The following is a 26119-nucleotide window of genomic DNA, read 5'->3' on the forward strand; positions in this document are numbered from 1 at the left end:
CAGGCAGCTCCCCATGCGCTCGCGAATGCACCCGAAGTACTACCTGTCACCGGAGATTTTTGCCCGCGAGCAGAACAAGATTTTTCGCAAGGTTTGGCTGTTCGCCGGTCTGAAGACCCTGCTGACGGAGAACAACAACTTCGTCACCCGCAAGATCGCCGGCGTCCCCCTGGTCATCCAGAACTTCCATGGTGAAATTCGTGCGTTCGAGAACGTTTGTCTCCACCGCAGCGCGCTGATCCAGGCCGGCGCGATCGGTTGCCGCCCGTTGGTGTGCCCTTACCATGCATGGAGTTACGACGAACGAGGCCGGGTGAAGAACATCCCGGACTGCGACGCGCTCTATCGTATGGATGATGGCGAAAAGAACAACCTCAAGCTCCGCGAATTCCCACTGCACGCCATTGGCAACGTGCTGTTTGTCAACCTGGATCCTAACCCGATGCCGATCGAGGAGCAGTTCTCGCCGGACTTCATCGCTTTGCTGGAAAATAGCTCCAACGCTTATGACACCGAGGTCATGGTGACCACATGGCCTGGCCGGTACAACTGGAAGCTCGCTTACGAAAACCTTCGGGATGCCAATCATCCGCGCTTCGTCCACCCCAGGACACTGGCCAAGAATGTCAGCTTCGTTCCCCACGTGGACGAGGAACAAGCCAAGGAGTCCATGGAAACCTTGCAAGACACGTCGCCCGCGGGCTTGAGGCGCGAGATGCGCCGTTTCAGCTTCGGCGGCGCTGACGCCCCCATCCCCAACCTTAGACACTTCGGCTGGCACGACAAAGTGGAACGCTGGGGCGAGCAGGACGCCTACTTCAACTGGTTGGCTTTCCCGAACTTGCATATCGCCAGCGCGAACGGCGGCCATTCCTTCACGCTGGAGTACCACACCCCCATCGCGCCGGATAGGACCGACCTGGAAATCTATTGGTTCAGCGCACGCAAGAAGCGGCCTTATGGGTTTTCCGGCCAGGTGTTACTGGCACAAATGCACGGCAGCAAGGCAGTGGTGGGCGAAGACGTGGATATCATGGAGCGGGTGCAGTCCGCACTGCACGCAGATGCTCCACTGCCCACCCAGGGCGACTACGAATCCCTGAATCGCCTGGTCGAACGCTGGTACGCGATGCTGATGGAAACCGACCATGAAATTTAGGTGGATCATCGGCGGCGGCGAATACCTCGACCTGGCCTTTCACGCCTGGAAGGAGGCGTGTCCGGACGAGACGGTCATCAGGATCGACGTGCCACAGGATGCCGATCACGCGTTCGATCTGGGTGTGCTCGATGGGCTGAATCCACCCGATGGGACCATCTTCGCTGCCTTTGACGAACGCTTCGGCAACTTCAAGCGCATGGAATTGATGCAGGCCGCAATGGAGCGTGGCTTCAAGCTGGAGCCGTTCATACACTCCAGCGCCGCCGTCGGCGAGGACACGGTCATCGGCCTCAACGCGTTCGTAGGTGCCAATGCTGTCGTCGGGCACGGCTGCAGGATCGACTACAACACCGTCATCCATGCCGGAGCGCACCTTGGGCCGGCGTGCCGCATCAAGTCCTCATGCTGGATAGAGCATGGTGTTCAGATCGGCACTGGCGTCGAAATTGGCGGCAACAGCATCCTGCGTACCGGCGCCATCGTGCGCGCAGGCGTCAAGGTGGGCCGCAGCTGCGAACTTGGCTGGCCACGTGTCTACGACAAGGACGTGCCTGCCAAGACCTATTTCGACACCCGCTATGACAGCCCTATTCATACTTACGACGGATGACCGTCATGCACTCAAGAAACGAACAGCTTCGCCAGCGCATCCTCCGTATCGGGGAGCAGGAGCGCCCCGCACTCGACGATGTCATTGCGCGCCTGCCAACGATTGCCAACCGCCCTACTTTCCTCGTTGCTCCCCAGTCCTACGCAGGCATGGTGCACGGCCCCAGGGTAGTGGCCAACCTGCGGCATGTAGTTGCCGCGGTGGATGACCAAAGCACCCATCTGGACAGCGTTCACGGCGCGCCGCGCTGGAGCAGTCAAGAATTTCTTGCCAATGCTGGGCAGTATCCCGATGCAGTCGCCATCGATTTCTCTTGTAGCCCGCGCGGCCGTGCGTTTGCCAGCAATCTCTGCGTCACCGCGCACATCAAACAGCTGAGCGTTGCGCCTTCGCTGGATCCACTGATCCCGAATTTTGAGCAGCGCCCCCTCTTTTTCATCCAACCGCGCTCTGGCATTGGCAACATCTATGCCCCCCAGATCGTCCAACACTCTCCCCATGTGATCGCCGCCGTGGGCGACAAGCCGGGCGACGGTGACACCGTTCATGGCGTGCCGCGTTGGAGTTGGCGCCAGTTCGTCGAACAAGCGGCGCGCCACACCAATGCACTGGCCATCGATTTCTCCTACAGCCCGGAAGAATCTGGCTTGGCCCGCAAGCTCTGCGAACAGGCAGGCATCGCAAGGGTGGACGCCTGCCTGGCGATTGCCCACTGTGGGCTAGTTGCAGTTTACGAGCCTGCCCAGGTGTACCGTCAGCGCACGCTTCTGCGCCTGGACGAGTTTCTGCGTCTTGCGGATCGCCTGGACGATGAATTGAGCATTTTTACGCTCTACAGCAACCTATTGTTCCGCCTGACCTACGATTCCAGCTTTCTGAGGGAATGCTGGGCCACGCCGGTCAACGAATACTTTTCCACGTTCGCCGATGGCAGCACCTTTCAACTGGGCAAGCGCGAACATTTTTGCGATGGCGGCGCCTTCAAGGGCCCCATCGTCCGCAAGTTCCTGGATGCATCCCGCTATCAGTACGAAAGCATCGCCGCTTTCGAACCCGATCGCATCAACTTCCAGAAACTGCAGGGTGTTGCCAGCGACCTCCCTTTTTTACCTCGCAATCTCCAGACCATTAACAAAGCCATCTCCAACGAACATACAACATTGCGCTTCAAGGAGACCGGCACCGTCTCCAGCCATGTGTCGCAGGATGGCGAAATTTCCGTATACACCACGCGCCTAGACGACGAACTTGAAAAACTGACGTTGCTGAAGCTGGACATCGAAGGATTTGAAGCCAAAGCACTGGAAGGAGCATCTCGCCTCATCCATACCCAGCGTCCCCGCATGGCTATTTGCGTATATCACTACGCCCAGGATTTGCTAGATGTCGTGGGGCAACTGGATAAATTGGTGGATGGCTACCACTTCCGACTACGCCAGCACTCTCCCGCCCACTACTACGACCTTGTTCTGTATGCATCGCCCGTCGCCGGAGCCGCGCCGCCGCCTTGGGCGGATTAAGATTGACTAACAGTGCCCCTTGAACAGGTCTGTTGAGCCACCGCCGGGCTCACCGCAAGGAAGTCAGCTCAGCGCCGCGGAAGCGCCCCCCCCCCCCGATCCCGCAAGTGCCGCCTTGGCCGCGAGTAGACGACCAAAGCACGCTCAGTGGCATCGTGTACGGGCTTCGCGCGAGCATCGCTTGGGGGGATCTGGCCGCAGAAACTGGGCTACGCCAGCGGCATGAACGGCTGGCGCCGATTGTGCGACTGGCAGCCCGCGGGCGTGTGGAACCGAATGCACCAGGTATCTGGTCGAACTTCGCCACGCCGACCGGCTCGGCTTCAGCCGAGCAGTCAGGACGCGGCCAGGGTGTTTTCCCCTGGGAGCGCATCCAAGGGGACCGAATCCGACCGACCGCGGCCAACGCGGCGGCAAGCGGCGCGTGATCACGGATCGGCACGGCGTCCCTTGGCGTGGGGCATGCTCGCCAAATCCCGCGAGGACCGGTCGGCCACGACCCGGCACGCATGTTGCATCCTGTAGCGGATCGGCCCCGTCAACGCCCGTATCCGAATGACGCAGAAACCACTAACAATGCAGTGGACGCCCTTTTCCAAGTCGAACACGGTCAATTCCGCATGAGTTCCCCCGCCCTGGTCAGCGTGGTCATGCCGGCCTACAAGCTCCGCTACTTCGAGCAGGCGCTCGACAGCGTGCTGGCCCAGACCTATCCGGCGCTGGAATTGGTCATCTGCGACGACAACCCCACCGAGGCGATCGCCGAGGTGGTGGAGCGAAAGCGTGGCTCGGCGCGGTTCCCGATCCGCTACGAACGCAACCCCAGCCGCCTGGGCGAACTCGGCAGCACCGCGCGCGGCATCGCCCTGGCCCAGGGCGAGTACGTCAAGTTCCTGCACGACGACGACGTGTTGGCGCCAGACTGCGTTGCCGCGCTGGTCGCGGCGATGCAGAGTGCACCGAATGTCCTGCTGGCGTCCTCGCGCCGCCAGCGCATCGACAGCCACGGCGCGCCGCTGGAGGACATCCCGGCCACCGCCTTCCCGTTCGCCGGCGACGTGCTGCTGGACGGGCCGGAGCTGCTGTCGTTCCTGGCCGACCACACCATCAACTTCGTCGGCGAGCCCAGCTGCGTGCTATGCCGGCGCAGCGACCTGCTGGAGATCGGCGACGAGCTGATGACGCTGGCCGGCAAGGTCATCAACTGGGTCGGCGATCTGGCGCTGTACGCCAAGCTGCTGCACCGCGGCCACCTGGCGCTGCTGGCAAAGCCGCTGACCCGCTTCCGGGTGTCGGAGGAACAGTACAGCCAGGCCGGCCGCGACCAGCCCGGCATCGGCGACCAGGGGCATGCCAACTTCCGCCAGGGCGTGCGCGCGATGGGCTGGTACCGCGGCGATGGCGACGTCCGCCAGGTCACGGTGACGCCGCTGGGCGGCGGCCCCGGCACGCCGGTGGACCTGCTGCAGGCGATCCAGGACGCCTACGCGCGGGTCTGCGTACAGGCGACGCTGCGCGACTGGCAGGCGCGGCGGACGGTGACGCCGGCGCAACGCGACCTTCTCGACGCGCGCCTGGACGCCCTCGGCGGCGCGCCGCGGCTCGCCGTGCTGGTCGACGCACGCGGCGCCGACCGTGCCGCGCTGGACGCCACGCTGGACAGCCTGCTGCTGGAGGGCACGCCGTTCGCGCAGGTGCAGGCGCTGGTGCTGGGCGAAGCCCCCCTTCCCGCGTGGCCCGACCCGCGGGTCCGGATCCTGCCAGCGCTTCCGGCCGCGGCCGATGCCGCGGCGCTGTCCGCCGCACTGGAGATGGCGCCGGCCAGCGACTGGTGCCTGCGCGTGGTCGCGGGCACCCGGTTCTACGCCGGCGGCCTGCTGCGGCTGCTGCTGGAACTGGCGCAGCAACCGCAGTGCAACGCGCTGTATGCGGACGAATGGCTGGCCGTGGACGCGGACACCCTGGCGCCGCTGCTGCGGCCCGACCCGGACCTCGACCTGCTGCTGGGCAATCCGCTGGCCACCGCCGGGCACTGGGTGTTCCGCCGCGCCGCGGTGCACGCGCTGGGCGGCTTCGATCCGGCCTACGACGGCGCCAGCGAGCTGGCGCTGATCCTGCGTTTGTTCCTGCGCGACGGCGGCGACGGCATCGCACACCTGCCCGAGCCGCTGCTGGTCGCCACGCCGGCCAGCGCCGAGGCCGGCGGTCCGGCGCGCCAGCGCGCGATCGCCGCGCACCTGCAGGCCCGCGGCTATCCGCAGGCCACGGTCGAGCCGTTGCCGGGCGGCCTGTTCCGCATCGACTACGGCCACCCCGCGCAACCGCCGGTCTCGATCGTGCTGTTGGCGCAGGACAATCTGCCGGCGCTGCAGCGCGCGGTGGTCAGCCTGCTCGAACAGACCGCCTACCCGGCCTACGAACTGCTGCTGGTGGACAACGCCAGCCACGCCCCGGAGATCACCGCGTGGATGCAGGCCGTGGCCGAGTTGGGCAACGGCCGCATCCGCGTGTTCGCGCTGGAACAGCGGGTCTGCCAGGCCGAGGCGCACAACCTCGCCGCCACCCAGGCGCAGGGCGAGTACCTCTTGTTCCTGGACGCCGACAGCGCCGCGGTGCAGGACGGCTGGCTGCACGCGCTGATGAACCACGCGCAGCGGCCCGAAGTCGGCATCGTCGGCGCCAAGGGCGTGTCCGCCGACGGCCGCATCACCCATGCCGGCCTGCTGCCGGGCCTGCTGGCCGGCGCCGGCCACGCCTTCGCCGGCGAGGCGATGGCGCAGCCGGGCTACATGGGCCGGCTGCAGGTGGCACACCGCTACAGCGCGGTGTCGGCGCATTGCCTGCTGGTGCGGCGGGCGCTGTTCGAACACCTGTCCGGCTTCGACGCGGCCGGCTTCGCCGCCGGCGGCGCCGACGTGGACCTGTGCCTGCGCGCCGCGGCGACGGGCGCCTGGACCGTGTGGACGCCGCAGGCGCTGCTGCTGCAACCAGCCTCGGCCACGCGCAGCGAGCTGGCCGACGAGGCGCTGCTGCAGCGCTGGCTGCCGGCGCTGGCGCAGGATCCGGCGTATTCGCCCAGCCTGGGCCTGGACCAGCCCGGCGGTTTCCAGTTGACCGAGTCCGAATTCTCCTGGCAGCCGCTGGCCTGGAAACCGCTGCCGCGGGTGCTGGCCCATCCCGGCGACACCTTCGGCAGCGGCCAGTACCGGGTGATCCAGCCATTCCAGGCGCTGGCCGCGGCCGCGCAGATCGACGGCCTGTACTACGCGCGCCTGCTCGATCCGGTGGAGCTGCAGCGCATCGGCGCCGACGTGGTGGTGCTGCAGCGCCGGGTCGGCGACGCGGAACTGGCGCGGATGGAGCGCATGCGCCGGTTCGGCACTGCCTTCATGGTCTACGAGCTGGACGACTACCTGCCGAACCTGCCGCTGAAGAGCGCGCATCGCGAGCACATGCCCAAGGACGTGCTGCGCTCGCTGCGGCGCGCCGCCACGCTGGTGGACCGGGTCACCGTCTCCACGCCGGACCTGGCCGAGGCGCTGGCCGGCCTGCACGGCGACATCCGCGTGGTGCGCAACCGGCTGGAGCCGCAACTGTGGGGCGCGCTGGCGCCGCAGGCGGCATCCGCCTCGGCCAAGCCACGGGTCGGCTGGGCCGGCGGGCTTAGCCACACCGGCGACCTGGAACTGATCGCCGACGTGGTGCAGGCGCTGGCCGGCGAGGTGCACTGGGTGTTCATGGGCCTGTGCCCGGAGCGGCTGCGCCGGCATGTGCACGAGGTGCACGCAGGCGTGGACTTCGCCCGCTACCCGCAGGCGCTGGCCGCACTGGGCCTGGACCTGGCGCTGGCGCCGCTGGAAGACAACCTGTTCAATCGCTGCAAGAGCAACCTGCGCCTGCTCGAGTACGGCGCCTGCGGCTACCCGGTGGTGGCCAGCGACCTGCCGCCCTACCGCGACGGCGGGCTGCCGGTCACCCTGGTCAAGAACCGCTTTCGCGACTGGGTCAATGCGATCCGCGCGCACCTGGCCGATGCCGACGCGCGCACTGCGGCCGGCACTGCCCTGCGCGCGACGGTGCAGCGCGACTGGTTGCTGCACGGCGCCAATCTGCAGGAGTGGCGGGCGGCCTGGCTGCCGGACTGAGTCGGCCCCCTCGTCCACCGTGAGGCCGCCGCGCGGCGCCCGCGTCCGACCGTGACGCGGCGCACGGCGTCAACCTGCCGACACCTTGCCGGCGCGCGGTCCGTGCCGGCCGTGCCGCCGGCGCCAGGAACCCGTCACCGGGTGCCGGCCTTGCCCGCGCACGCCTGTCCGGAGGCTGCGCGACCCGTGAGTGCCGTTTCGGCACACCGCTTGCATTGCATACGGGCAAGCCGTCTCCCGGCAGGGACTTCACCGTATGAGCGACTCCATCAGCTCCATCCTTTCGCAGATCCGCAGCTACCAGGGCCAGGTCGGCCAGGCGGCGCAGACGCGGGTGGGCGATGTCGGCCGCAGCAATGCGATCGAAGGCCTGGGCGGCAGCCAGGGCGTGCAGGGCCCGAGCTTCACCGAGACCCTGCGCAACGCGATCGGCGGCGTGAACGAGGCCCAGCAGAAGTCCGGTGACCTCGCCAAGGCCTTCGAACTGGGCGACCCCAGCGCCGACCTGGCCAAGGTGATGCTGGCCGCGCAACAGTCCCAGGTGGCGTTTCGCGCTACCGTGGAAGTCCGCAACCGACTCGTCCAGGCGTACCAGGACGTGATGAACATGCCGCTGTAAGGGTAGAAGACGATGGCGCTTGCGATCAGCAAAGACACATTCAACAGCGAAAAGGCCGGGGCCTGGTTCGACCGCCTGCAGAGCCTGCAGCTCACCCGGCGCATCGGCCTGATGGCGATGATCGCGGTGGCCGTGGCCGCCGGCCTGTTCGTGTTCTTCTGGTCGCAGAAGCCGGCCTACACTCCCCTGTACACCGGCCTGGACGAGAAGGGCACGGCCGAGGCCACCGACCTGCTGCGCACCGCGCAGATCCCGTTCAAGCTCGACCAGGCCACCGGTGCGATCACCGTGCCGGAGGACAAGCTGTACGACGCGCGGCTGAAGCTGGCCGGCGCCGGCCTGACCGACAACGGCAACATGGGCTTCGAAGTGATGGAAAAGGATCCCGGCTTCGGGGTCAGCCAGTTCGTGGAGAACGCCCGCTACCAGCACGCCCTGGAAACCGAACTGGCGCGCACCATCGCCAGCCTGCGCCCGGTGCGCGAGGCGCGGGTGCATCTGGCCATCCCCAAGCCGAGCGCGTTCACCCGCCAGCGCGAGGCCGCCAGCGCCTCGGTGGTGCTGGAACTGCGCGGCGGCACCACCCTGGAACGCAATCAGGTCGATGCGATCGTCAACATGGTCGCCTCCAGCATCCCCGACCTGGCGCCGGACCGCGTCACCGTGGTCGACCAGAGCGGGCGCATGCTGACCATCGCCGACCCCAACAGCGACGCCGCGCTCAACGCCGCCCAGTTCGACCAGGTGCGCCGCCAGGAAAGCGCCTACAACCAGCGCATCCGCGAACTGCTGGAGCCGATGACCGGCCCGGGCCGGGTCAACCCGGAAGTGAACGTGGACATGGACTTCTCGGTGGTCGAGGAAGCGCGCGAGCTGTACAACGGCGACCCGCCGAAGCTGCGCAGCGAGCAGGTCAGCGACAGCAGCACCAGCACCAGCGGTCCGCAGGGCGCGCCCGGCGCGACCAGCAACTCGCCGGGCAGCGCGCCGGGCCAGCCGGGCGCCACCGGCGCCCCGCCCGCCGCGGGCACCGCCGGCACCCAGCAGGCCGCCGCCGCGACCCCGACCGAAAGCTCCAAGAGCGCCACCCGCAACTACGAGCTGGACCGCACCCTGCAGCACACCCGGCAGCCGGCCGGGCGGATCAAGCGCGTCTCGGTGGCCGTGCTGGTGGACCACGTGATGCGGCCGGGCGCCAAGGGCAAGATGACCGAGCAGGCGCTCAGCGCCGCCGAGCTGACCCGCATCGAAGGCCTGGTCAAGCAGGCGGTTGGCTTCAACGCCGAACGCGGCGACACCGTCTCGGTGATGAACGCCCCGTTCGTCCGCCAGGCCCCGGAAGCGGCCGACAAGCCCGGTTGGTGGGAAGATCCGCGGGTGATGAACGTCGCGCGCCTGGTGCTGGGTGCGGCGGTGGTGCTGGCGCTGCTGTTCGGCGTGCTGCGCCCGGCGCTGCGCCAGATCGCCGGTCCCGCGCCGGCCGCGTCGGTGGGCCACGACCGCGACGGCAACGAGCCGCGCGACGCCAAGCTGTCGATGCTCGACGACGACAACCCGCTGCTGCCGTCGCTGGGCGAGGACACCGCCAGCCTCAGCGGCGGCGCTGGCGGCAACCCCGCCATCGCCCTGCCCGACGCCTACGAGGAACGGTTGCGTCAGGCCCGCGAAGCGGTCAAACAGGATTCCAAGCGCGTGGCGCAGGTCGTGAAGGGATGGGTCGCCAGTGAAGCCTGATGCGAATGCAATGAATGGCACCCAGCGCGCCGCCGTGCTGCTGCTGTCGCTCGGCGAGGCCGACGCGGCCGAGGTGCTCAAGCACATGGACCCCAAGGAGGTGCAGAAGATCGGCATCGCCATGGCGACGCTGAGCGGCATCTCGCGCGACCAGGTCGAGAAGGTCATGGAGGAGTTCAACGCCGAGCTGGGCAGCAAGACCTCGCTGGGCGTGGGCGCCGACGACTACATCCGCAACGTGCTGGTGCAGGCGCTGGGCGCCGACAAGGCCGGCAGCCTGATCGACCGCATCCTGCTGGGCCGCAACACCACCGGCCTGGACACCCTGAAGTGGATGGACCCGCGCTCCATCGCCGACCTGGTGCGCAACGAGCATCCGCAGATCATCGCCATCGTGATGGCGCACCTGGACAGCGACCAGGCCGCCGAGGCGCTGAAGCTGCTGCCCGAGCGCACCCGCGCCGACGTGCTGATGCGCATCGCCACCCTCGACGGCATCCCCCCGCACGCGCTCAACGAGCTCAACGAGATCATGGAGCGGCAGTTCTCCGGCAACCAGAACCTGAAGTCGTCCAACGTGGGCGGGGTCAAGGTCGCGGCCAACATCCTCAACTTCCTGGACAGCGGCTCGGACCAGGGCGTGCTGTCGGCGATCAGCAAGATCGACGCCGACCTGGGCAGCCGCATCCAGGACCTGATGTTCGTGTTCGACAACCTGGTGGAGCTGGACGACCGCGGCCTGCAGACCATGCTGCGCGAAGTCAGCGGCGACCGTCTCGGCCTGGCCCTGCGCGGCGCCGACATCAAGGTGCGCGACAAGATCACCAAGAACATGTCCCAGCGCGCCGCCGAGATCCTGCTGGAAGACATGGAAGCGCGCGGCCCGGTGCGCCTGTCCGACGTGGAAGCCGCGCAGAAGGAGATCCTGGCGATCGTGCGGCGCCTGGCCGACGAAGGCGTGATCAGCCTGGGCGGTAGCGGTGCGGAGGCCATGGTATGAACGGCAACGTGGTGCGCTGGCTGGCGCCGGAACTCGATGCCCCGTCCGCGCTGGCGGCGCTGCCCTACGAAGACGCGCTGCCGGACGAGCCGGTGCTGCGTCCGCCGAGCCTGGAGGAGATCCAGGCGATCGAGGCCGCGGCCCAGCACGAAGGCTTCGAACGCGGCCACGCCGAGGGCCTGGCCCAGGGCCAGGCCGAGATCCGCCGCCTCACCGCGCAGATCGAAGGCATCCTGGACAACTTCTCGCGGCCGCTGGCGCGGCTGGAGAACGAGGTGGTCGGCGCGCTCGGCGAGCTGGCCGTGCGCATCGCCGGCAGCCTGGTCGGCCGCGCCTACCAGGCCGACCCGGTGCTGCTGTCGGAACTGGTCGCCGAGGCGCTGGACGCGGTCGGCGGCGCGCGCCGCGATGTCGAGGTGCGCCTGCACCCGGACGACATCGCCGCGCTGACCCCGCTGCTGACGCTGATGGATCAGGGCATCCGGCTGGTGCCGGACCTGAGCCTGAGCCGCGGCGACCTGCGCGTGCACGCCGAATCGGTGCGCATCGACGGCACCCTCGAGGCGCGCCTGCGCGCGGCCCTGGAAACGGTGATGCGCAAGTCCGGAGCGGGCCTGTGAGCGCGCTGTCCGGCACCCACCCCGCCGACTGGCTGGATGCGCGCAACCTGCGCCTGGCCGGCCGCCTCGGCAAGCTCGATCTGGACGTGGCCGCCGGCCGCGGCCTGATCCGCGAAGGCATCCTGCGCCGCGCGGTCGGCCTGACCCTGGAAGCGGTCGGCTGCGAGGCGCCGATGGGCGCCACCTGCAAGGTCGAGGTCGACGGCGGCTGGGTCGACGCGGAAGTCGTCGGCTTCTCCGGCGACCGCACCTCGCTGATGCCCAGCGCCGAAACCCACGGCCTGCTGCCCAACGCGCGGGTGGTGCCGCTGCACCGCCGCGGCGGCGTCGAAGTGGGCGAAGGCCTGCTCGGCCGGGTGATCGACTCGGACGGCGTGCCGCTGGACGGCAAGGGTCCGATCCGCGCCGAAGGCTCGGTGGGCATGGCCGGCGTGTCGATCAACCCGCTGGCGCGCGAACCGATCACCACCCCGCTGGACGTGGGCGTGCGCGCGATCAACGCGCTGCTGCCGATCGGCCGCGGCCAGCGCGTGGGCCTGTTCGCCGGCTCCGGCGTCGGCAAGTCCACCCTGCTGGGCATGATGACCCGCTACACCGCCGCCGACGTGATCGTGGTCGGACTGATCGGCGAACGCGGCCGCGAAGTGCGCGATTTCGTCGAGACCACCCTGGGCGAGGAAGGCCTGCGCCGCGCCGTGGTGGTCGCCGCCCCGGCCGACCGCCCGCCGCTGGCGCGCCTGCATGGCGCCTACCGCGCCACCGCCATCGCCGAGTGGTTCCGCGACCAGGGCCTGAACGTGCTGCTGCTGATGGACTCGCTGACCCGCTTCGCCCAGGCCCAGCGCGAGATCGGCCTGTCGGTGGGCGAGCCGCCGACCACCCGCGGCTATCCGCCGTCGGTGTTCGCCAAGCTGCCGGCGCTGGTCGAACGCGCCGGCAACGGCGCCAAGGGCCGCGGCTCGATCACCGCCTTCTACACCGTGCTCACCGAAGGCGACGATCCGCAGGACCCGATCGCCGATGCCGCGCGCGCCATCCTCGACGGCCACATCCTGCTGTCGCGGCGGGTCGCCGACAGCGGCCTGTACCCGGCCATCGACGTCGAGTCCTCGGTCAGCCGCGTGGTCCAGGACATCGCCGACGAGCCGTGGCGGATGCGCATCCGCTCGCTGAAGCGGCTGGTGGCCGCGTACTCGGCCAACCGCGACCTGATCACCATCGGCGCCTACCAGCGCGGCAACGATCCGGCCGTGGACGAAGCGCTGGAGCGCTGGCCGGAGATCATGGAATTCCTCGGACAGGACGTCGCCAAAGCCGCAGATCTGCCCCACAGCCAGGCCGCCCTCAAGCGCCTGGTCGACCGCGAGAACTAAGCCATGATGCAATCGCAACGTCTCGATCCCCTGCTCCGCCGCGCCCAGCAGCACGAAGACGAGGTCGCGCGCGATCTCGCCGAGCGCCAGCGCGCCCTGGCCACCCACGAGTCGCGGCTGGAGGAACTGCGCCGCTACGCCGAGGAGTACGCCAACAGCCAGATGGCGGCGACCAGCCTGGCGCAACTGGCCAACCGCCGCGCCTTCCTGGACCGGCTGGAGAGCGCGGTGCAGCAGCAGTGCCAGACCGTGGACCGCAACCGCGAGAAGGTGGAGATGGAGCGCAGCCGGCTGCTGCTGGCCAGCCGCGACAAGCAGGTGCTGGAACAGCTCGCGGCCAGCTACCGCGCGCAGGAACGCAAGGTCGACGACCGCCGCAGCCAGCGCGAGATGGACGACCTGGGCGCGCGCCGCGCGCGCCTGGCGGCCACCGCCGACGAACACGATGACGGAGACGGACGATGAACAACGCGCTTTCCGCGCTGGGCGGCAGTGGCCGCGCCAGCCAGATCGGCGGCGGCAACGACACGCAGGGCACCGACCGCGCCGGCGGCAAGGACAAGGACTTCGCCAAACTGCTCGGCGGCGGCGGCTCGGCGCGTACCACCGCGCCCAAGCCCGCCGCCCGCGAGACGCCCAAGCCGGCGCAGAACGTCGGCAAGGACCAGGCGGACAAGCGTCCGGCCGCCGCAGACGACACCGCCAGCGACCCCGCGCGCACCGCGCAGGCAGGCGACAAGGTCGCCCAGGACGCCGGGAAGAGCAGCACCGAGACCAAGGCCTCAGGCAGCGACAAGGGCAAGGCCAAGACCGAAGACAAGCACGAGGACGCCAAGCCCGACGACAGCGCCTGGCCGCCGGCCGGGCTGGCCGGCATCGGCCTGGGCCTGCTGCCGGCGATCGGCGCGGCGGTGCTGCCGGCCGCCACCGCGACCCCGCTGGGCGCAGCGGCCGGGTTGGCGGTCGGCGTCGCCGGCGCCGTGGCCAACGGCGTGGGCGCCCTGCTCGGCGGCGACGCCGCGGCCCAGACCGCGGCCGGCGCCACCGATCCGACTGCCGCCACCGCCGGCACTGCCGCGACGGCCGGCACCGCCCCGGCCTCTGCGGCCGGCGGCTTCGGCGCGATGCTGTTGGCGCAGGCCGGGTCCGCCGACAAGGCCGGCGGCGCCGACACCGCGGCGCCGTTGGCGGCGCTGGCCGCCATCGCCGCCGCGTCCGGCGGCAAGAGTGGCGAGAGCGGCGACGCCGCGCCCGCCGCCGATCCCAGCGCGATCGTGCCGACCGCGGCGGCGGCCCCGCTGCACGCCACGGCGCGGCTGGCCGATCCGCAGCCGTTCACCGGCTCGCCCACGCCGACCCCGAACCTGCACGGCAACCAGTTCGACGACGAACTGGGCGCGCGCATCAGCTGGCTGGCCGACCAGAAGATCGGCCACGCCCACATCAAGCTCAATCCGGCCGAGCTCGGCCTGGTCGAAGTGCGCCTGCACATGACCGGCGACCAGGTCAACGCCAGCTTCAGCAGCAACCAGGCCGACGTGCGCCAGGCCCTCGAGAACAGCCTGCCGCGCCTGCGCGACATGCTCGGCCAGCACGGCTTCCAGCTCGGCCAAGCCGACGTCGGCCAGCAGCAGCCGCAGCAACAGCAGGCCAATGCGCAGGGCACGCCGCAGGGCGGCGGCCGCAGCGGCGGCGAGCTCGCCGACGACCTGTCCGGCAGCGTCGGGATTCCGGCAGTGGTGTTGCGCCAGCGCGGTCTGCTCGACGCCTACGCCTGACGATCCGGGGCGCGCCGCCGCCCCTTCACAGCGATCGAGGGAGTGGGACGGGTCTCGGCCTCAACGTTCGTCGGAAGGATACGGCAGGGTTGAGGCCCCTCCGCTGGGCCCGATCCCCTCTCACACAACGGTCTCGGCCCGCGCCGGCATGGCGCGCGGCGGCGCCGTCAAACACCCGGCGCGCCAGGCGCCCGGTTTCGGCACGGCGATTGCATCCTCAGGGGCAGACCCCCCTCAGGAGCCCGCTCAGTGTCAGCCGCCGACAAATCCAAGAAAGACGCCAAGGACGCCCCGGAAGGCGGCAAGTCGAAGAAGAAGCTGCTGATCATCGTCGTCGCGGCGGTGCTGGTGCTGGGCGGCGGCGGTGCCGGCGCGTTCTTCTTCCTGAAGAAGCCCGAGGGCGGCCACGCCAAGGCCGAGGAAAAGACCGCCGAGATCCCCAAGCCGGCACAGTACTTCGCGATGGACCCGGCGTTCGTGGTCAATCTCAACGGCGGCGCGGAAGACGGCCCGCATTACCTGCAGCTGGAAGTGCAGCTGATGACCCGCGACCCGGAAGAACTGAAGCTGATCACCGAGAACGCCCCGGCGATCCGCGCGCACTTGCTGATGCTGTTCTCGCAAGTGCAGGCGCAGGACATCGCCAACATCGATGGGCGCAAGAAGCTGCAGGCCGCGGCGCTGGCCGACGCGCAGAAGCTGATGACCGCCGAGACCGGCAAGAAGTGCGTGGAAGAACTCCTGTTCACCAGCTTCGTGACCCAGTAAAGGCGCTGCCGCGATGACCGACCTGCTCTCCCAAGACGAGATCGATGCCCTGCTGCATGGCGTCGACGCGGGCGTGGTGGACACCGAGCCGGCGCCGGCCGAGCCGGGCGAGGCGCGCAGCTACGACTTCTCCAGCCAGGACCGGATCATCCGTGGGCGCATGCCGACCCTGGAGATGGTCAACGAGCGCTTCGCGCGCCTGTGGCGGATCGGCCTGTTCAACCTGATCCGGCGCTCGGCCGACCTGTCGGTGCGCGGCATCGACCTGATCAAGTTCAACGACTACATGCACTCGCTGTACGTGCCGAGCAACCTGAACCTGATCAAGTTCAAGCCGCTGCGCGGCACCGGCCTGATCGTGTTCGAGCCGACCCTGGTGTTCACCGTGGTCGACAACTTCTTCGGCGGCGACGGCCGCTATCCCACCCGCATCGAGGGCCGCGAGTTCACCCCGACCGAGATGCGGGTGATCCAGCTGATGCTCAAGCAGACCTTCGCCGACCTGGCCGAAGCCTGGGCGCCGGTGATGGAGGTGGAGTTCGAGTACCTCAATTCCGAGGTCAACCCGCACTTCGCCAACATCGTCACCCCGCGCGAGTACGTGGTGGTCAGCCGCTTCCACGTGGAGCTGGAAGGCGGCGGCGGCGAGATCCACGTGACCCTGCCGTACTCGATGCTGGAGCCGATCCGCGAACTGCTCGACGCCGGCATCCAGAGCGACCGCGTGGACCGCGACGAGAGCTGGAACATCATGCTGCGCGAGCAGCTGTTCGGCTCGGAGGTCACCATTTCCAGCGTGCTGGCGCAGAAGCAGATGAGCCTGCGCGAGCTGACCCGGCTGAAGATCGGCGACGTGCTGCCGATCGACCTGCCCAAGCAGGTGCCGCTGTGCGTGGAGAACATCCCGGTGTTCACCGGCGAGTTCGGCATCTCGCACGGCCAGAACGCGGTGAAGATCACCGCCACCCATCCCCCCGGCGCGCTGCGCCGCCGCCCCGCTCCCCAGGAAGACCTGCCATGACCCAGACCGATCCCACCCAGCCGGCGCCGGCCCAGTTCGACAGCCTGCAGCCGGACGCCATGGCCGAGTCCAACGACCTGAACCTGGACGTGATCCTGGACGTGCCGGTGACCCTGTCGCTGGAAGTCGGCCGCAGCCGCATTCCGATCCGCAACCTGCTGCAGCTCAACCAGGGTTCGGTGGTGGAACTGGAGCGCGGCGCCGGCGAACCGCTGGACGTCTACGTCAACGGCACCCTGATCGCGCACGGCGAGGTAGTGACCATCAACGACCGCTTCGGCGTGCGCCTGACCGACGTGGTCAGCCCCAGCGAGCGCATCCGGAGACTGCGGTGAGCCTGCTGCTCGCCGTCGCCACGCAGACCGCCAAGCACGGCGCGGGCGTCGGCAACGCGGCGCCGTCGGCGCCCAGCCTGCTCGGCGCGGTGTTCGCGCTGCTGCTGGTGCTGGGCCTGATCCTGGCCATGGCCTGGGTGCTCAAGCGCCTGCCCGGCAGCGGCTTCCGCCCGGCGCAAGGCCTGCGCGTGGTCGCCAGTCTGGCGGTCGGCGCCAAGGAGCGGGTGGTGGTGGTCGAGGTCAACGGCGAACAGCTGCTGCTCGGCGTCTCGCCCGGCGGGGTACGCACCTTGCATCAGCTGCCCGAGCCGCTGCCGCAGGCGCCCGCGCCGACCCTGCCCTCGATCAAGCCGTTCAAGCAGCTTCCCGATTTCGCCCAGCTTCTGGCGCAGAAGCTGCGCAAGGACAAATGACCATGCCGTTTTTCTGGAACCGCAACGCTCGCCGGCTGCGCCTGCTGCTGATCCTGCTGACGCTGAGCCTGCTGCCCGCCTTTGCCTGGGCGCAGGCCGCGCAGGCGCCGGCCGCCACGCCGACCGCGCAGAATCCGCAGAACGCCGCGCCCACCCTGCCCTCGCTGCCGGAGGTCAACGTCGGCAAGATCGGCGCGCAGCCGGTGAGCCTGCCGCTGCAGACCCTGCTGCTGATGACGGCCATCACCCTGCTGCCGTCGCTGCTGCTGGTGCTGACCGCCTTCACTCGCATCACCATTGTGCTCGGCCTGCTGCGGCAGGCGCTGGGCACCGGGCAGACGCCGTCCAACCAGGTGCTGATGGGCCTGGCGCTGTTCCTGACCGCGCTGGTGATGATGCCGGTGTGGGAAAAGGCCTGGGGCCAGGGCATGAGCCCGTATCTCAACGGCCAGATCGATTTCCAGACGGCGTGGACGCTGACCACGCAGCCGCTGCGCGCGTTCATGCTGGCGCAGGTGCGCGAGACCGACCTGATGACCTTCGCCGGCATGGCCGGCAACGGCACCTACAGCGGCCCGGATGCGGTGCCGTTCCAGGTGCTGGTGGCCTCGTTCGTCACCAGCGAGCTGAAGACGGCGTTCGAGATCGGCTTTCTGATCTTCATCCCGTTCGTGATCATCGATCTGGTGGTAGCCAGCGTGCTGATGTCGATGGGCATGATGATGATGTCGCCGATGCTGATCTCGGCGCCGTTCAAGATTCTGCTGTTCGTGCTGGTCGATGGCTGGGTGCTGACGGTCGGCACGCTGGCTGCCAGTTTCAACGGGGTCTGAGGCCATGAGTCCGGAACTGGCGCTGACGGAGTTGCGTGGCGGGTTGATCACGGTGTTGTGGGTGGCGGGGCCGTTGTTGCTGGCGATGTTGGCGGTGGGTGTGGTGATCGGTGTGTTCCAGGCGGCGACGCAGCTCAATGAGCCGACCATTGCGTTCATCGCGAAGGTGGTGGCGTTGACGGCGATGTTGTTTGCGACGGGGAGTATGTTGCTGGCGCATCTGGTGGAGTACACGACGATGCTGTTTCAGCGTATTCCGCATTTGATTGGGTAGCGGGGATGGCTGCGTCTGCCGCTACGCTTTCCAGCGTTTTGATGTCCTTCGTTGTTGGACAGAATCAGCAACGGCTTTCGCATTACGGCGAGCCGTTTGAAAAACAAAAGCTTTCGCCTGGCGGCGAGTCACTTTTCTTTGCTTGTGCAAAGAAAAGTAACCAAAAGAAAGCACACCCCGCCGCAGCGCCCGCTACGCGGGTTCGCTCCGCTGACGGGATTTTCGGACGGGGCATCCTGCCCCGGCCGAAAACGGCGCACATCCTTGTGCGCCGCCCCCCTGCGGGGGGTTTTGCCCGCCATCTCCGCCGCTGCGGAGGGGACCCGGTGGAGCAAGAGCAAAACAACAGCAACGGCAACAGCAACCGCAAAAGCGGCAGCTGCGGCTATCGCAGCTTTGGCTTTGGCGTCGTTGCCAGTCGTGCGGTGTCCTTGGTTGGTCAGGGGCCGGCCGGGGTGCCATTGATGGTGGAGCGTTGGCTTCGCGCTGGCGCCACCGGGCGTTCTTTTGTTGCGGTTAACGGGGTCTCGGGCTGATGGATGCCGCCACGCAAATGGTCGTCGATGGGTCGCGGGCGTTCGCGATGATCGGGGCGGTGCTATGGACGATGCTGCGGATCGGGGCGATGTTGACGGTGATGCCGATGGTCGGGAGCAAGGCGGTGCCGGGGCGGGTACGGGTGATCCTGGCTGGAACGCTGGCGATTGCGCTGGCGCCGATCCTGCCGCCGGTGCCCGATTGGGACGGGTTTAATGCCGCGGTGGTGCTCAGCGTGGCGCGGGAGCTGGCGGTGGGGGCCAGCATGGGATTCATGCTGCGGATGATCTTCGAGGCCGGGGCGATGGCCGGGGAACTGGTCTCGCAGAGCACCGGCCTGGGTTTCGCGCAGATGGCCGATCCGCTGCGCGGGGTCAACTCGCCGGTGATCGGCCAGTGGTTCTACCTGGCCTTCGGCATGATGTTCTTCACCGCCAACGGGCATCTGGCGGTGGTGTCGCTGCTGGTGGACAGCTACAAGGCGCTGCCGATCGGCACCGCGCTGCCCGATGCGCAGGCCATGGCCTCGGTCGCGCCGAACTTCTTCATGAGCATCATGCGCGGGGCGGTGACCCTGGCGCTGCCGGTCATGGTGGCGATGATGGCGGTGAACCTGGCTTTCGGCGCGCTGGCCAAGGCGGCGCCGTCGCTGAACCCGATCCAGCTCGGCCTGCCGGTGGCGGTGGTGCTGGGCCTGGCGCTGCTGGCGGTGCTGGTCGGCGAGATGGGGGCGCCGGTGCAGCGGCTGTTCGATGCCGCCTTCAACGCCGCGCGCGCGCTGACCGCCTAGCCGGCGCTCAAGCTGCGCCGCGACGCGGCCGATACCGACGGCAGGCTACCGTTGGCGGGCCAGGATGGGCGGCGGCAGCGCCGACCGTCCCGGATCCCGTCGATCGCCGCGGTCCGTCCTTCCTTCCATCGCTCGTCGTACGCCATGCCCTATCGCCTGCCAGCGCCCGCTCGTGCCTGCCATCGCCGTGTCCCACGGCGGTGCAGCGGCGGCTGAGCGCGCATGCGCACGGTCATGGGTCGATGCCTGTGGGGGCCGCTGTGGCTGCTGCTGTCGGCACTGACCTGCACCGGGGCGACACAGGCCCAGGTGATCCCGTTGCGGCACTATGCGCAGGACCAGGGCCTGCTCGGTCTGGCCGGCACCTGTCTGCTGCAGCGTCGCGACGGCAGCCTGCTGGTCTGCAGCGAAAGCGGCCTGTATGCCTTCGACGGCGACCAGTTCCAGCAAGTGAAGCTGCAGGGCCACGGCGGCCATTACATCTCCGATGCCGCCGAGGACGCCCAGCGGCGGCTGTGGGTGGCCACCTTCGATGCGATCTACGTGGACGATGGCTCGCCGGCCGGCTGGATGCCGCTGGAGCACGGCAGCCTGCCCTCGCATCGCCCGCTCAACCGCCCGCGCCTGGCCGCGCCGGCCTGGGGCACGGTGGTGCTGGACGACCACCGCCTGCTGCGCGCGGCGCGCAAGGCCGATGCGAAGGGATGGGAACTGCAGCCCCTGTTCGATGCGGCGACGCTGGCGCGGCAACCGGAACTGGCCGACATCCACGACCTGTTCGTCGTCGACGACACACTGTGGCTGGGCTGCGCCAAGGCCTTGTGCCGGATCGATGCCGACGGTCGCGCCACCCGCTACGACCAGGCCCAGGGCCTGCCCCCCGAATTCTGGCGCAATGCGGTGCGCGACCGCGACGGGAACCTGTGGGTCGTCGGCAGCCGCAAGGTGATGCGGCTGCAGGCCGGCGCGACGCGCTTCCAGGAGCAGACACCCCCCGGGCTGGACGGACCGGCCCTGGTGACCTGGCGCACGCCGATCCTGCTGGACCCGCAGCACCGCGTGCTGGTGCGGACCAACCAGGGCCTGGCGCGCTGGGAACAGGGGCGCTGGCGCAGTTTCGACCGTCGCAACGGCCTGCCCGAGGGCAGCATCGTCGCCATGCACTTCGACCAGGCCGGCGACCTGTGGCTGAGCATGGATGGCGAAGGCGTGCTGCGCTGGAACGGCTACGGCTGGATCGAGAACTGGGATGTGTCGCAGGGCATCAGTCGGGCGCCGACCTGGAGCATCCAGCGCACCCAGCGCGGCGACCTGCTGGTCGGTAACGAGGGCGGCGTCGACCGCCTGCGCGAGGATGGCCGCTTCCAGCGCTGGCCCAGCGACCACGGCACGCAGATGATCGGCCTGCAACGCGCCGCGGACGGCACGCTGTGGAGCATTGGCTCGGTCGGCGCGCTGCGCCGATACGACGCGCAGGGCCGGCTGCTGCGCGCCTACCCGCCGCTGGACGGCATCGCCAAACAGCTGTTCGTGGATGCGAGCGGCCGGGTGTGGATCCTCAGCAACCGCGGGGTGTATCTGCTGGCGGCGGCCGACGCCGACGCGGTGCCGCAGAAGGTGCAGGCGCTGCCCGGTGGCGAGTATTCGGACATCCAGCAGCGTGGCGACGGCAGCGTGCTGGCGGTGGGCATGACCGGCGTGTTCCGACTGCGTGGCGAGACCTGGACGCCGATCCGGCTGGTCGTGGATGGTGCGCCGGCGCAACCCGTGCTCAGCAAGCTGCTGGTCCTGGACGATGGCCAGGCCTGGGCCAGCCTGTATGGACCCGGGGCCTGGCAAGGGCGGCTCGACGGCGACACCCTGTACCTGCAGCCGGCCGATGCGCAGTTGAGCGGCCTGCAGCTGTACAGCCTGCGCCGCACCCGCAACGGATGGATCTGGATCAGCCACAACCAGGGCGTGGACGTCTACGACGGACGCGCCTGGTCGCGGCTGACGCAGGCGCAGGGGCTGCTCTGGAACGACATGTCCGAATCGGCCTTCCTGGAAGACCACGACGGCTCGGTATGGCTGGGCAGCAGCCGTGGCGTCACCCACCTGCTGGATCCGGCGCGGCTGTTCCCGGCGCAGGCGCCAAGGCTGGCGCTCAAGGAGTTCAGCCGTGCCGGCGCCGCCATCGCCGCGGGCGCGCGCCTGCGCTGGAGCGAAGATCCGCTGCATATCGCGGTCGGCTCGCCGGACCTGTACGACGAGCGCAACCGCATCAGCTTCCGCTATCGCTTCGAGGGCGCACACACCCGCTGGCTGCACACGCCCAACTTCGAGTTCGAGCAACCGCCGCTGGCGCCGGGCCACTACGTGCTGGAGGTGCAGTTGCTGGACGCCTACCGGCGCAGCGCCTCGGCGCCGCTGCGGGTGGCGTTCTCGGTGGCGCCGGTGTGGTGGCGCAGCCAGCCGATGATCGCGCTGTACCTGGTGCTCGGCGGCGGCCTGGCGGTGGCCCTGCTGCACTGGCGCGAACGCCGCCTGCACCAGCGCCAGCGCGAACTGGCCGAACTGGTGGCGCTGCGCACCGAGGAGCTGGAACACGACAAGCGCGAACTGGAGATCGCCCGCGCCGCACTGGCGGTGAAGGCCTCGCACGACGCCCTCACCGGCCTGCTCAACCGCGCCGGCATCCTCGAGGCGCTGGCGGCGCAGATGCGCCGCAGCGACGCCGAGCAGACCCCGCTGGCAGTGGCGATGATCGACCTCGACCACTTCAAGCGGATCAACGACGAACACGGCCACCTGGTGGGCGACGCGGTGCTGATCGAGGTGGCGCGGCGCCTGGGCGCCAACCTGCGCGACGCCGACCTGGTCGGCCGCTACGGCGGCGAGGAACTGCTGGCCGTGCTGCCCGGCTTGCCGCCGAGCTGCGGCGAGCGGCTGCAGGCCCTGCGCGCCACCATCGCCGGGCAGCCGCTGCGCATCGGCGAGCGGCAGTTGGCGATCACCGCCTCGATCGGCGTGGCCTGGTATCGACCGGGCGAACCGCTGCAGCACCTGCTGGCGCGCGCCGACGCGGCGCTGTACCAGGCCAAGCGGCTGGGCCGCGACCGGGTCGAGCTGCAACTCGCCTAGCCGCCGCCGCGGCCGAGAGGCGCGGCAGCAGCGCCCGGAATCCGGGCCAGCGACCGGCACGGTCCTTGCAGTGCGCAGGGTCGATCCTGGCCGAGCGCACCCCCGATGTCCGAGAGCGAAGAAGGCGCAGAGCGCACAGAACAGCCAACAGACAAACGTCTGCGCGAAGCCCGCGAACAGGGCAACATCCCGCATTCGCGCGAACTGGCGACCGCCGCGGTGTTCAGCGCCGGCGTCTTCGCCCTGATGGGCCTGTCCACCTCCATGGCCGCCGGGGCGGTGGCCTGGCTGAAACAGGCGCTGCGCCCGGACCTGTCGCTGCGCGAGCATCCGCAGGCGATGTTCGGCCATTTCGGCGACTTGCTGCTGAACCTGCTCTGGGTGGTGCTGCCGCTGGTCGGCATCTGCCTGGCGGCCAGCTTCGCCGCGCCGGTGCTGATGGGCACTTTGCGCTTCTCAGGCCAGGCACTGATGCCCAAGTTCGACCGGCTCAACCCGATGAATGGGCTCAGCCGCATGTACGGCGCCGAGACCATCGTCGAACTGCTCAAGTCGATCCTGCGCATGGGCTTCGTCGGCGGCGCCGCGATGCTGTGCCTGTGGGGCAGCACCGACTTCCTGCGCGGCCTGCTGCTGCAGCCGCTGGAGCAGGCCATCGGCCACGGCCTGGGCTTCACCCTGCGGCTGCTGCTGTACACCGCCGGCGCGCTGGCGCTGCTGGCGGCGATCGACGCGCCCTATCAGAAGTGGAATTACATCCGCAAACTGAAGATGACCCGCGAGGAAGTGCGCCGGGAAATGAAGGAAAACGACGGCAGCCCCGAGGTCAAGGGCCGCATCCGCCAGATGCAGATGCAGATGTCGCAGCGGCGGATGATGGAAGCCGTGCCCAAGGCCGACGTGGTGGTGGTCAACCCCACCCACTATGCGGTGGCGCTGAAGTACGAGAGCGGGCGCATGCGCGCCCCCACCGTGGTGGCCAAGGGCGTGGACGAGATCGCCTTCCGCATCCGCGAGGTCGGCGAGCAGCACCGCGTGGCGGTGATCTCGGCGCCGCCTTTGGCACGCGCCTTGTATAGGGAAGGCCAACTCGGCAAGGAAATTCCCGTGAGACTGTATTCCGCGGTGGCGCAGGTCCTCTCGTACGTCTACACGCTGCGCGCCTGGCGCAGCGGGCCGATGCCGCCGTTGCCGCCGCTGGAAGTGGATGAATTCGCCCCGGGGAGCCAGCCATGAGTCAGCCTGCCGCGCAGATGAACACGCGCAAAGTCATGGACATGATCAAGCACGGGCTCGGCGCCCCGGTGATCGTGTTGCTGATGCTGGCGATGGTCGTGGTGCCGCTGGCCGCACCGGTGCTGGACGCCCTGTTCACCTTCAACATCGCCATCTCGCTGATGGTGCTGCTGGCGGTGGTGTACGTGAAGCGGCCGCTGGAGTTCAGCATCTTCCCGATCGTGCTGCTGATGACCACGATGCTGCGCCTGGCGCTGAACGTGGCCTCCACCCGCGTGATCCTGATCAACGGCCAGGGCGGCCACGGCGCCGCCGGCAAGGTGATCGAGGCCTTCGGCGAATTCGTGATCGGCGGCAACTACGCGGTCGGCATCGTGGTGTTCGCGATCCTGACCATCATCAACTTCGTGGTCATCACCAAGGGCGCCGGGCGCGTGTCGGAAGTGACCGCGCGCTTCATCCTCGACGCCATGCCCGGCAAGCAGATGGCGATCGACGCCGACCTCAACGCCGGCCTGCTGACCCGCGAGGAAGCCAAGGCCCGCCGCGAGGAAGTGCGCGAGGAAGCGGACTTCTACGGCTCGATGGACGGCGCCAGCAAGTTCATCCGCGGCGACGCCATCGCCGGCATCCTGATCCTGTTCATCAACCTGATCGGCGGCATGGCGGTCGGCGTGCTGCAGCACGGCATGCCGGTGGCGCAGGCCGCCTCCACCTACACCCTGCTGTCGATCGGCGACGGCCTGGTCGCGCAGCTGCCGGCGCTGCTGGTGTCCTCGGCGGTGGCGATGCTGGTCACCCGCGCCTCGCGCTCGCAGGACATGGGCGCCTCGATGATGGGCCAGGTGTTCGGCCAGCATAAGGCGCTGGCGGTGGCCGCGGCGATCCTGGGCCTGGTCGGCCTGATCCCGGGCATGCCCAACGTCGCTTTCTTGACGCTGGCGCTGATCCTGGGCCTGCTGGCCTGGAAGATGTGGAAGCGCAGCCTGCTGCCGCCGCCGGCCGCGGCCGAGGCGGCACCGCAGGCCGCGGCCGCCGCTCAGGCCAATGCCGAACTGGGCTGGGACGAACTGCGTCCGATCGACCCATTGGGCCTGGAGGTCGGCTACCGGCTGATCCCGCTGGTGGACAAGACCCAGGGTGGCGAGTTGATGGCGCGGATCAAGGGCGTGCGCCGCAAGCTGACCCAGGACATCGGTTTCCTGGTGCCGCCGGTGCACATCCGCGACAACCTGGAACTGCCGGCCAACGCCTACCGCCTGCTGGTGCACGGCGTGCCGGTGGCCACCGCCGACATCCACCCGGACCGCGAGCTGGCGCTGGACCCGGGCGGCGCGCTCGGCAAGATCGACGGCATCCCCGGCAAGGACCCCGCGTTCGGCCTGGATGCGATCTGGATCCAGCCGCACCTGCGCGCCCAGGCCGAGACCATGGGCTATACCGTGGTCGACCCGGCCACGGTGATCGCCACCCACCTCTCGCACCTGATCCGCGAGCACGCCCCGGAACTGCTCGGCCACGAGGAAGTGCAGCAGCTGCTGGCGACCCTGGCCAAGAGCGCGCCCAAGCTGGTCGAGGACCTCACCCCCAAGGCGCTGCCGCTGTCGGTGGTGGTGCGGGTGCTGCAGAACCTGCTCATCGAGAAGATCCCGGTGCGGCAGTTGCGCAAGATCGTCGAGGCCCTGGTCGAGCACGCCCCGCAGAGTCAGGAACCCGGCGCGCTCACCGCCGCCGTGCGCAACGCCCTGGGCCGGTTCATCGTCCAGGAGATCGCCGGCATGGCCCCGGAACTGCCGGTGTTCACCCTGGCCCCGCAATTGGAACGCGTCTTGCAGGACTCTACCCAGGGCAACGGCGCGGCGCTGGAACCCGGACTGGCCGAACGCTTGCACCAAAGTCTGGCGGACTGCGTGAGCAAGCAGGAGGCGCGCAACGAACCGGCAGTGGTGCTGGTCCCGGCGCAGGTCCGCGCCGCCCTCGCCCGCCTGGTCCGCCACAGCGTCCCCGCGCTGTCGGTCCTGTCCTACAGCGAAGTGCCGGAGGACAAGCGGCTGAAGCTGGTGGGCACGATCAGTTGAGATGACGGGAAACGGGAACAGGGAATGGGGAATCGCACCCTTGCCCCGGCAGCGGAGAGAGCAATGAACACGATCACGAAAAACCGGACACGACACCGCGGCCCGCCACGTATCGGCACCGATCACGCATCCATTCCCCATTCCCCATTC

At 68.9% G+C, this 26119-nt stretch carries 22 protein-coding genes; all 22 read left to right on the plus strand.

Annotated elements, in window-relative coordinates; translation table 11 throughout:
• Positions 1–13 precede the first annotated feature (13 nt).
• The 22 genes from CEK65_RS19370 (at position 14) to flhA (ending at position 25969) form a co-directional block, all read left to right on the plus strand.
• Complete coding sequence (locus CEK65_RS19370) at positions 14–1159, plus strand: aromatic ring-hydroxylating dioxygenase subunit alpha (RefSeq protein ID WP_026143713.1); 1146 nt, start codon at positions 14–16, stop codon at positions 1157–1159.
• Positions 1149–1772 carry a UDP-3-O-(3-hydroxymyristoyl)glucosamine N-acyltransferase gene (locus CEK65_RS19375; protein WP_017916423.1) on the plus strand — a complete coding sequence of 208 codons (624 nt, stop codon included), beginning with the start codon at positions 1149–1151 and terminating at the stop codon, positions 1770–1772. Before CEK65_RS19370 ends, CEK65_RS19375 begins: the two co-directional genes overlap by 11 nt.
• Positions 1769–3292 carry an FkbM family methyltransferase gene (locus tag CEK65_RS19380; RefSeq protein WP_152182701.1) on the plus strand — a complete coding sequence of 508 codons (1524 nt, stop codon included), beginning with the start codon at positions 1769–1771 and terminating at the stop codon, positions 3290–3292. Before CEK65_RS19375 ends, CEK65_RS19380 begins: the two co-directional genes overlap by 4 nt.
• Positions 3293–3912: 620 nt before the next feature.
• The gene (locus CEK65_RS19385; protein ID WP_152182702.1) at positions 3913–7437 is read left to right on the plus strand and encodes a glycosyltransferase; all 3525 of its coding nucleotides are present in this window, start codon (positions 3913–3915) and stop codon (positions 7435–7437) included.
• Between the two features lie 256 nt (positions 7438–7693).
• Positions 7694–8056, plus strand: a complete 363-nt coding sequence (fliE, locus tag CEK65_RS19390) for a flagellar hook-basal body complex protein FliE (RefSeq protein WP_010341655.1) — start codon at positions 7694–7696, stop codon at positions 8054–8056.
• A gap of 12 nt (positions 8057–8068) precedes the next feature.
• On the plus strand, positions 8069–9790 hold the full coding sequence (gene fliF / locus CEK65_RS19395) for a flagellar basal-body MS-ring/collar protein FliF (protein WP_043091960.1): 1722 nt from the start codon (positions 8069–8071) through the stop codon (positions 9788–9790).
• 10 nt (positions 9791–9800) lie between these two features.
• Positions 9801–10790 carry a flagellar motor switch protein FliG gene (gene fliG, locus CEK65_RS19400; protein ID WP_017912588.1) on the plus strand — a complete coding sequence of 330 codons (990 nt, stop codon included), beginning with the start codon at positions 9801–9803 and terminating at the stop codon, positions 10788–10790.
• The gene (locus tag CEK65_RS19405) at positions 10787–11410 is read left to right on the plus strand and encodes a FliH/SctL family protein (RefSeq protein ID WP_017908680.1); all 624 of its coding nucleotides are present in this window, start codon (positions 10787–10789) and stop codon (positions 11408–11410) included. Before fliG ends, CEK65_RS19405 begins: the two co-directional genes overlap by 4 nt.
• A complete protein-coding gene (gene fliI, locus CEK65_RS19410) occupies positions 11407–12783 on the plus strand; it encodes a flagellar protein export ATPase FliI (protein ID WP_017908679.1) in 1377 nt (458 codons plus the stop codon). Before CEK65_RS19405 ends, fliI begins: the two co-directional genes overlap by 4 nt.
• Positions 12784–12786: 3 nt before the next feature.
• Entirely contained in the window at positions 12787–13248 is a 462-nt protein-coding gene (gene fliJ, locus CEK65_RS19415) for a flagellar export protein FliJ (RefSeq protein WP_010341649.1), read from the plus strand.
• Positions 13245–14561, plus strand: a complete 1317-nt coding sequence (locus tag CEK65_RS19420; protein WP_152182703.1) for a flagellar hook-length control protein FliK — start codon at positions 13245–13247, stop codon at positions 14559–14561. Before fliJ ends, CEK65_RS19420 begins: the two co-directional genes overlap by 4 nt.
• A gap of 249 nt (positions 14562–14810) precedes the next feature.
• Positions 14811–15329 (plus strand): flagellar basal body-associated FliL family protein, encoded by a 519-nt coding sequence (locus CEK65_RS19425; RefSeq protein WP_017909004.1) that lies wholly within the window; start codon positions 14811–14813, stop codon positions 15327–15329.
• 13 nt (positions 15330–15342) lie between these two features.
• Positions 15343–16350: a flagellar motor switch protein FliM gene (gene fliM / locus CEK65_RS19430; RefSeq protein ID WP_017909005.1), complete on the plus strand. Its 1008-nt coding sequence runs from the start codon at positions 15343–15345 to the stop codon at positions 16348–16350.
• Between the two features lie 59 nt (positions 16351–16409).
• A complete protein-coding gene (gene fliN, locus CEK65_RS19435) occupies positions 16410–16685 on the plus strand; it encodes a flagellar motor switch protein FliN (RefSeq protein ID WP_223875781.1) in 276 nt (91 codons plus the stop codon).
• On the plus strand, positions 16682–17098 hold the full coding sequence (gene fliO / locus CEK65_RS19440) for a flagellar biosynthetic protein FliO (RefSeq protein ID WP_152182704.1): 417 nt from the start codon (positions 16682–16684) through the stop codon (positions 17096–17098). Before fliN ends, fliO begins: the two co-directional genes overlap by 4 nt.
• Before the next feature lie 2 nt (positions 17099–17100).
• Complete coding sequence (fliP, locus tag CEK65_RS19445; protein WP_026144375.1) at positions 17101–17931, plus strand: flagellar type III secretion system pore protein FliP; 831 nt, start codon at positions 17101–17103, stop codon at positions 17929–17931.
• 4 nt (positions 17932–17935) lie between these two features.
• Positions 17936–18205, plus strand: a complete 270-nt coding sequence (locus CEK65_RS19450; RefSeq protein WP_010343869.1) for a flagellar biosynthetic protein FliQ — start codon at positions 17936–17938, stop codon at positions 18203–18205.
• Positions 18206–18210: 5 nt separating this feature from the next.
• The gene (locus CEK65_RS21045; RefSeq protein WP_193314842.1) at positions 18211–18741 is read left to right on the plus strand and encodes a hypothetical protein; all 531 of its coding nucleotides are present in this window, start codon (positions 18211–18213) and stop codon (positions 18739–18741) included.
• Positions 18741–19532 (plus strand): flagellar biosynthetic protein FliR, encoded by a 792-nt coding sequence (gene fliR / locus CEK65_RS19465; RefSeq protein ID WP_017909008.1) that lies wholly within the window; start codon positions 18741–18743, stop codon positions 19530–19532. Before CEK65_RS21045 ends, fliR begins: the two co-directional genes overlap by 1 nt.
• Before the next feature lie 234 nt (positions 19533–19766).
• Positions 19767–22655 carry a diguanylate cyclase gene (locus tag CEK65_RS19470; RefSeq protein ID WP_152182706.1) on the plus strand — a complete coding sequence of 963 codons (2889 nt, stop codon included), beginning with the start codon at positions 19767–19769 and terminating at the stop codon, positions 22653–22655.
• 105 nt (positions 22656–22760) lie between these two features.
• Positions 22761–23891 carry a flagellar biosynthesis protein FlhB gene (gene flhB, locus CEK65_RS19475; RefSeq protein ID WP_017909010.1) on the plus strand — a complete coding sequence of 377 codons (1131 nt, stop codon included), beginning with the start codon at positions 22761–22763 and terminating at the stop codon, positions 23889–23891.
• A 17-nt stretch (positions 23892–23908) separates the two neighbouring features.
• Entirely contained in the window at positions 23909–25969 is a 2061-nt protein-coding gene (flhA, locus tag CEK65_RS19480) for a flagellar biosynthesis protein FlhA (RefSeq protein WP_026143395.1), read from the plus strand.
• The last annotated feature ends 150 nt before the right edge of the window (positions 25970–26119 follow it).

The organism is Xanthomonas sp. LMG 12459, from assembly GCF_009192905.1.
Classification (GTDB): domain Bacteria; phylum Pseudomonadota; class Gammaproteobacteria; order Xanthomonadales; family Xanthomonadaceae; genus Xanthomonas_A; species Xanthomonas_A sontii.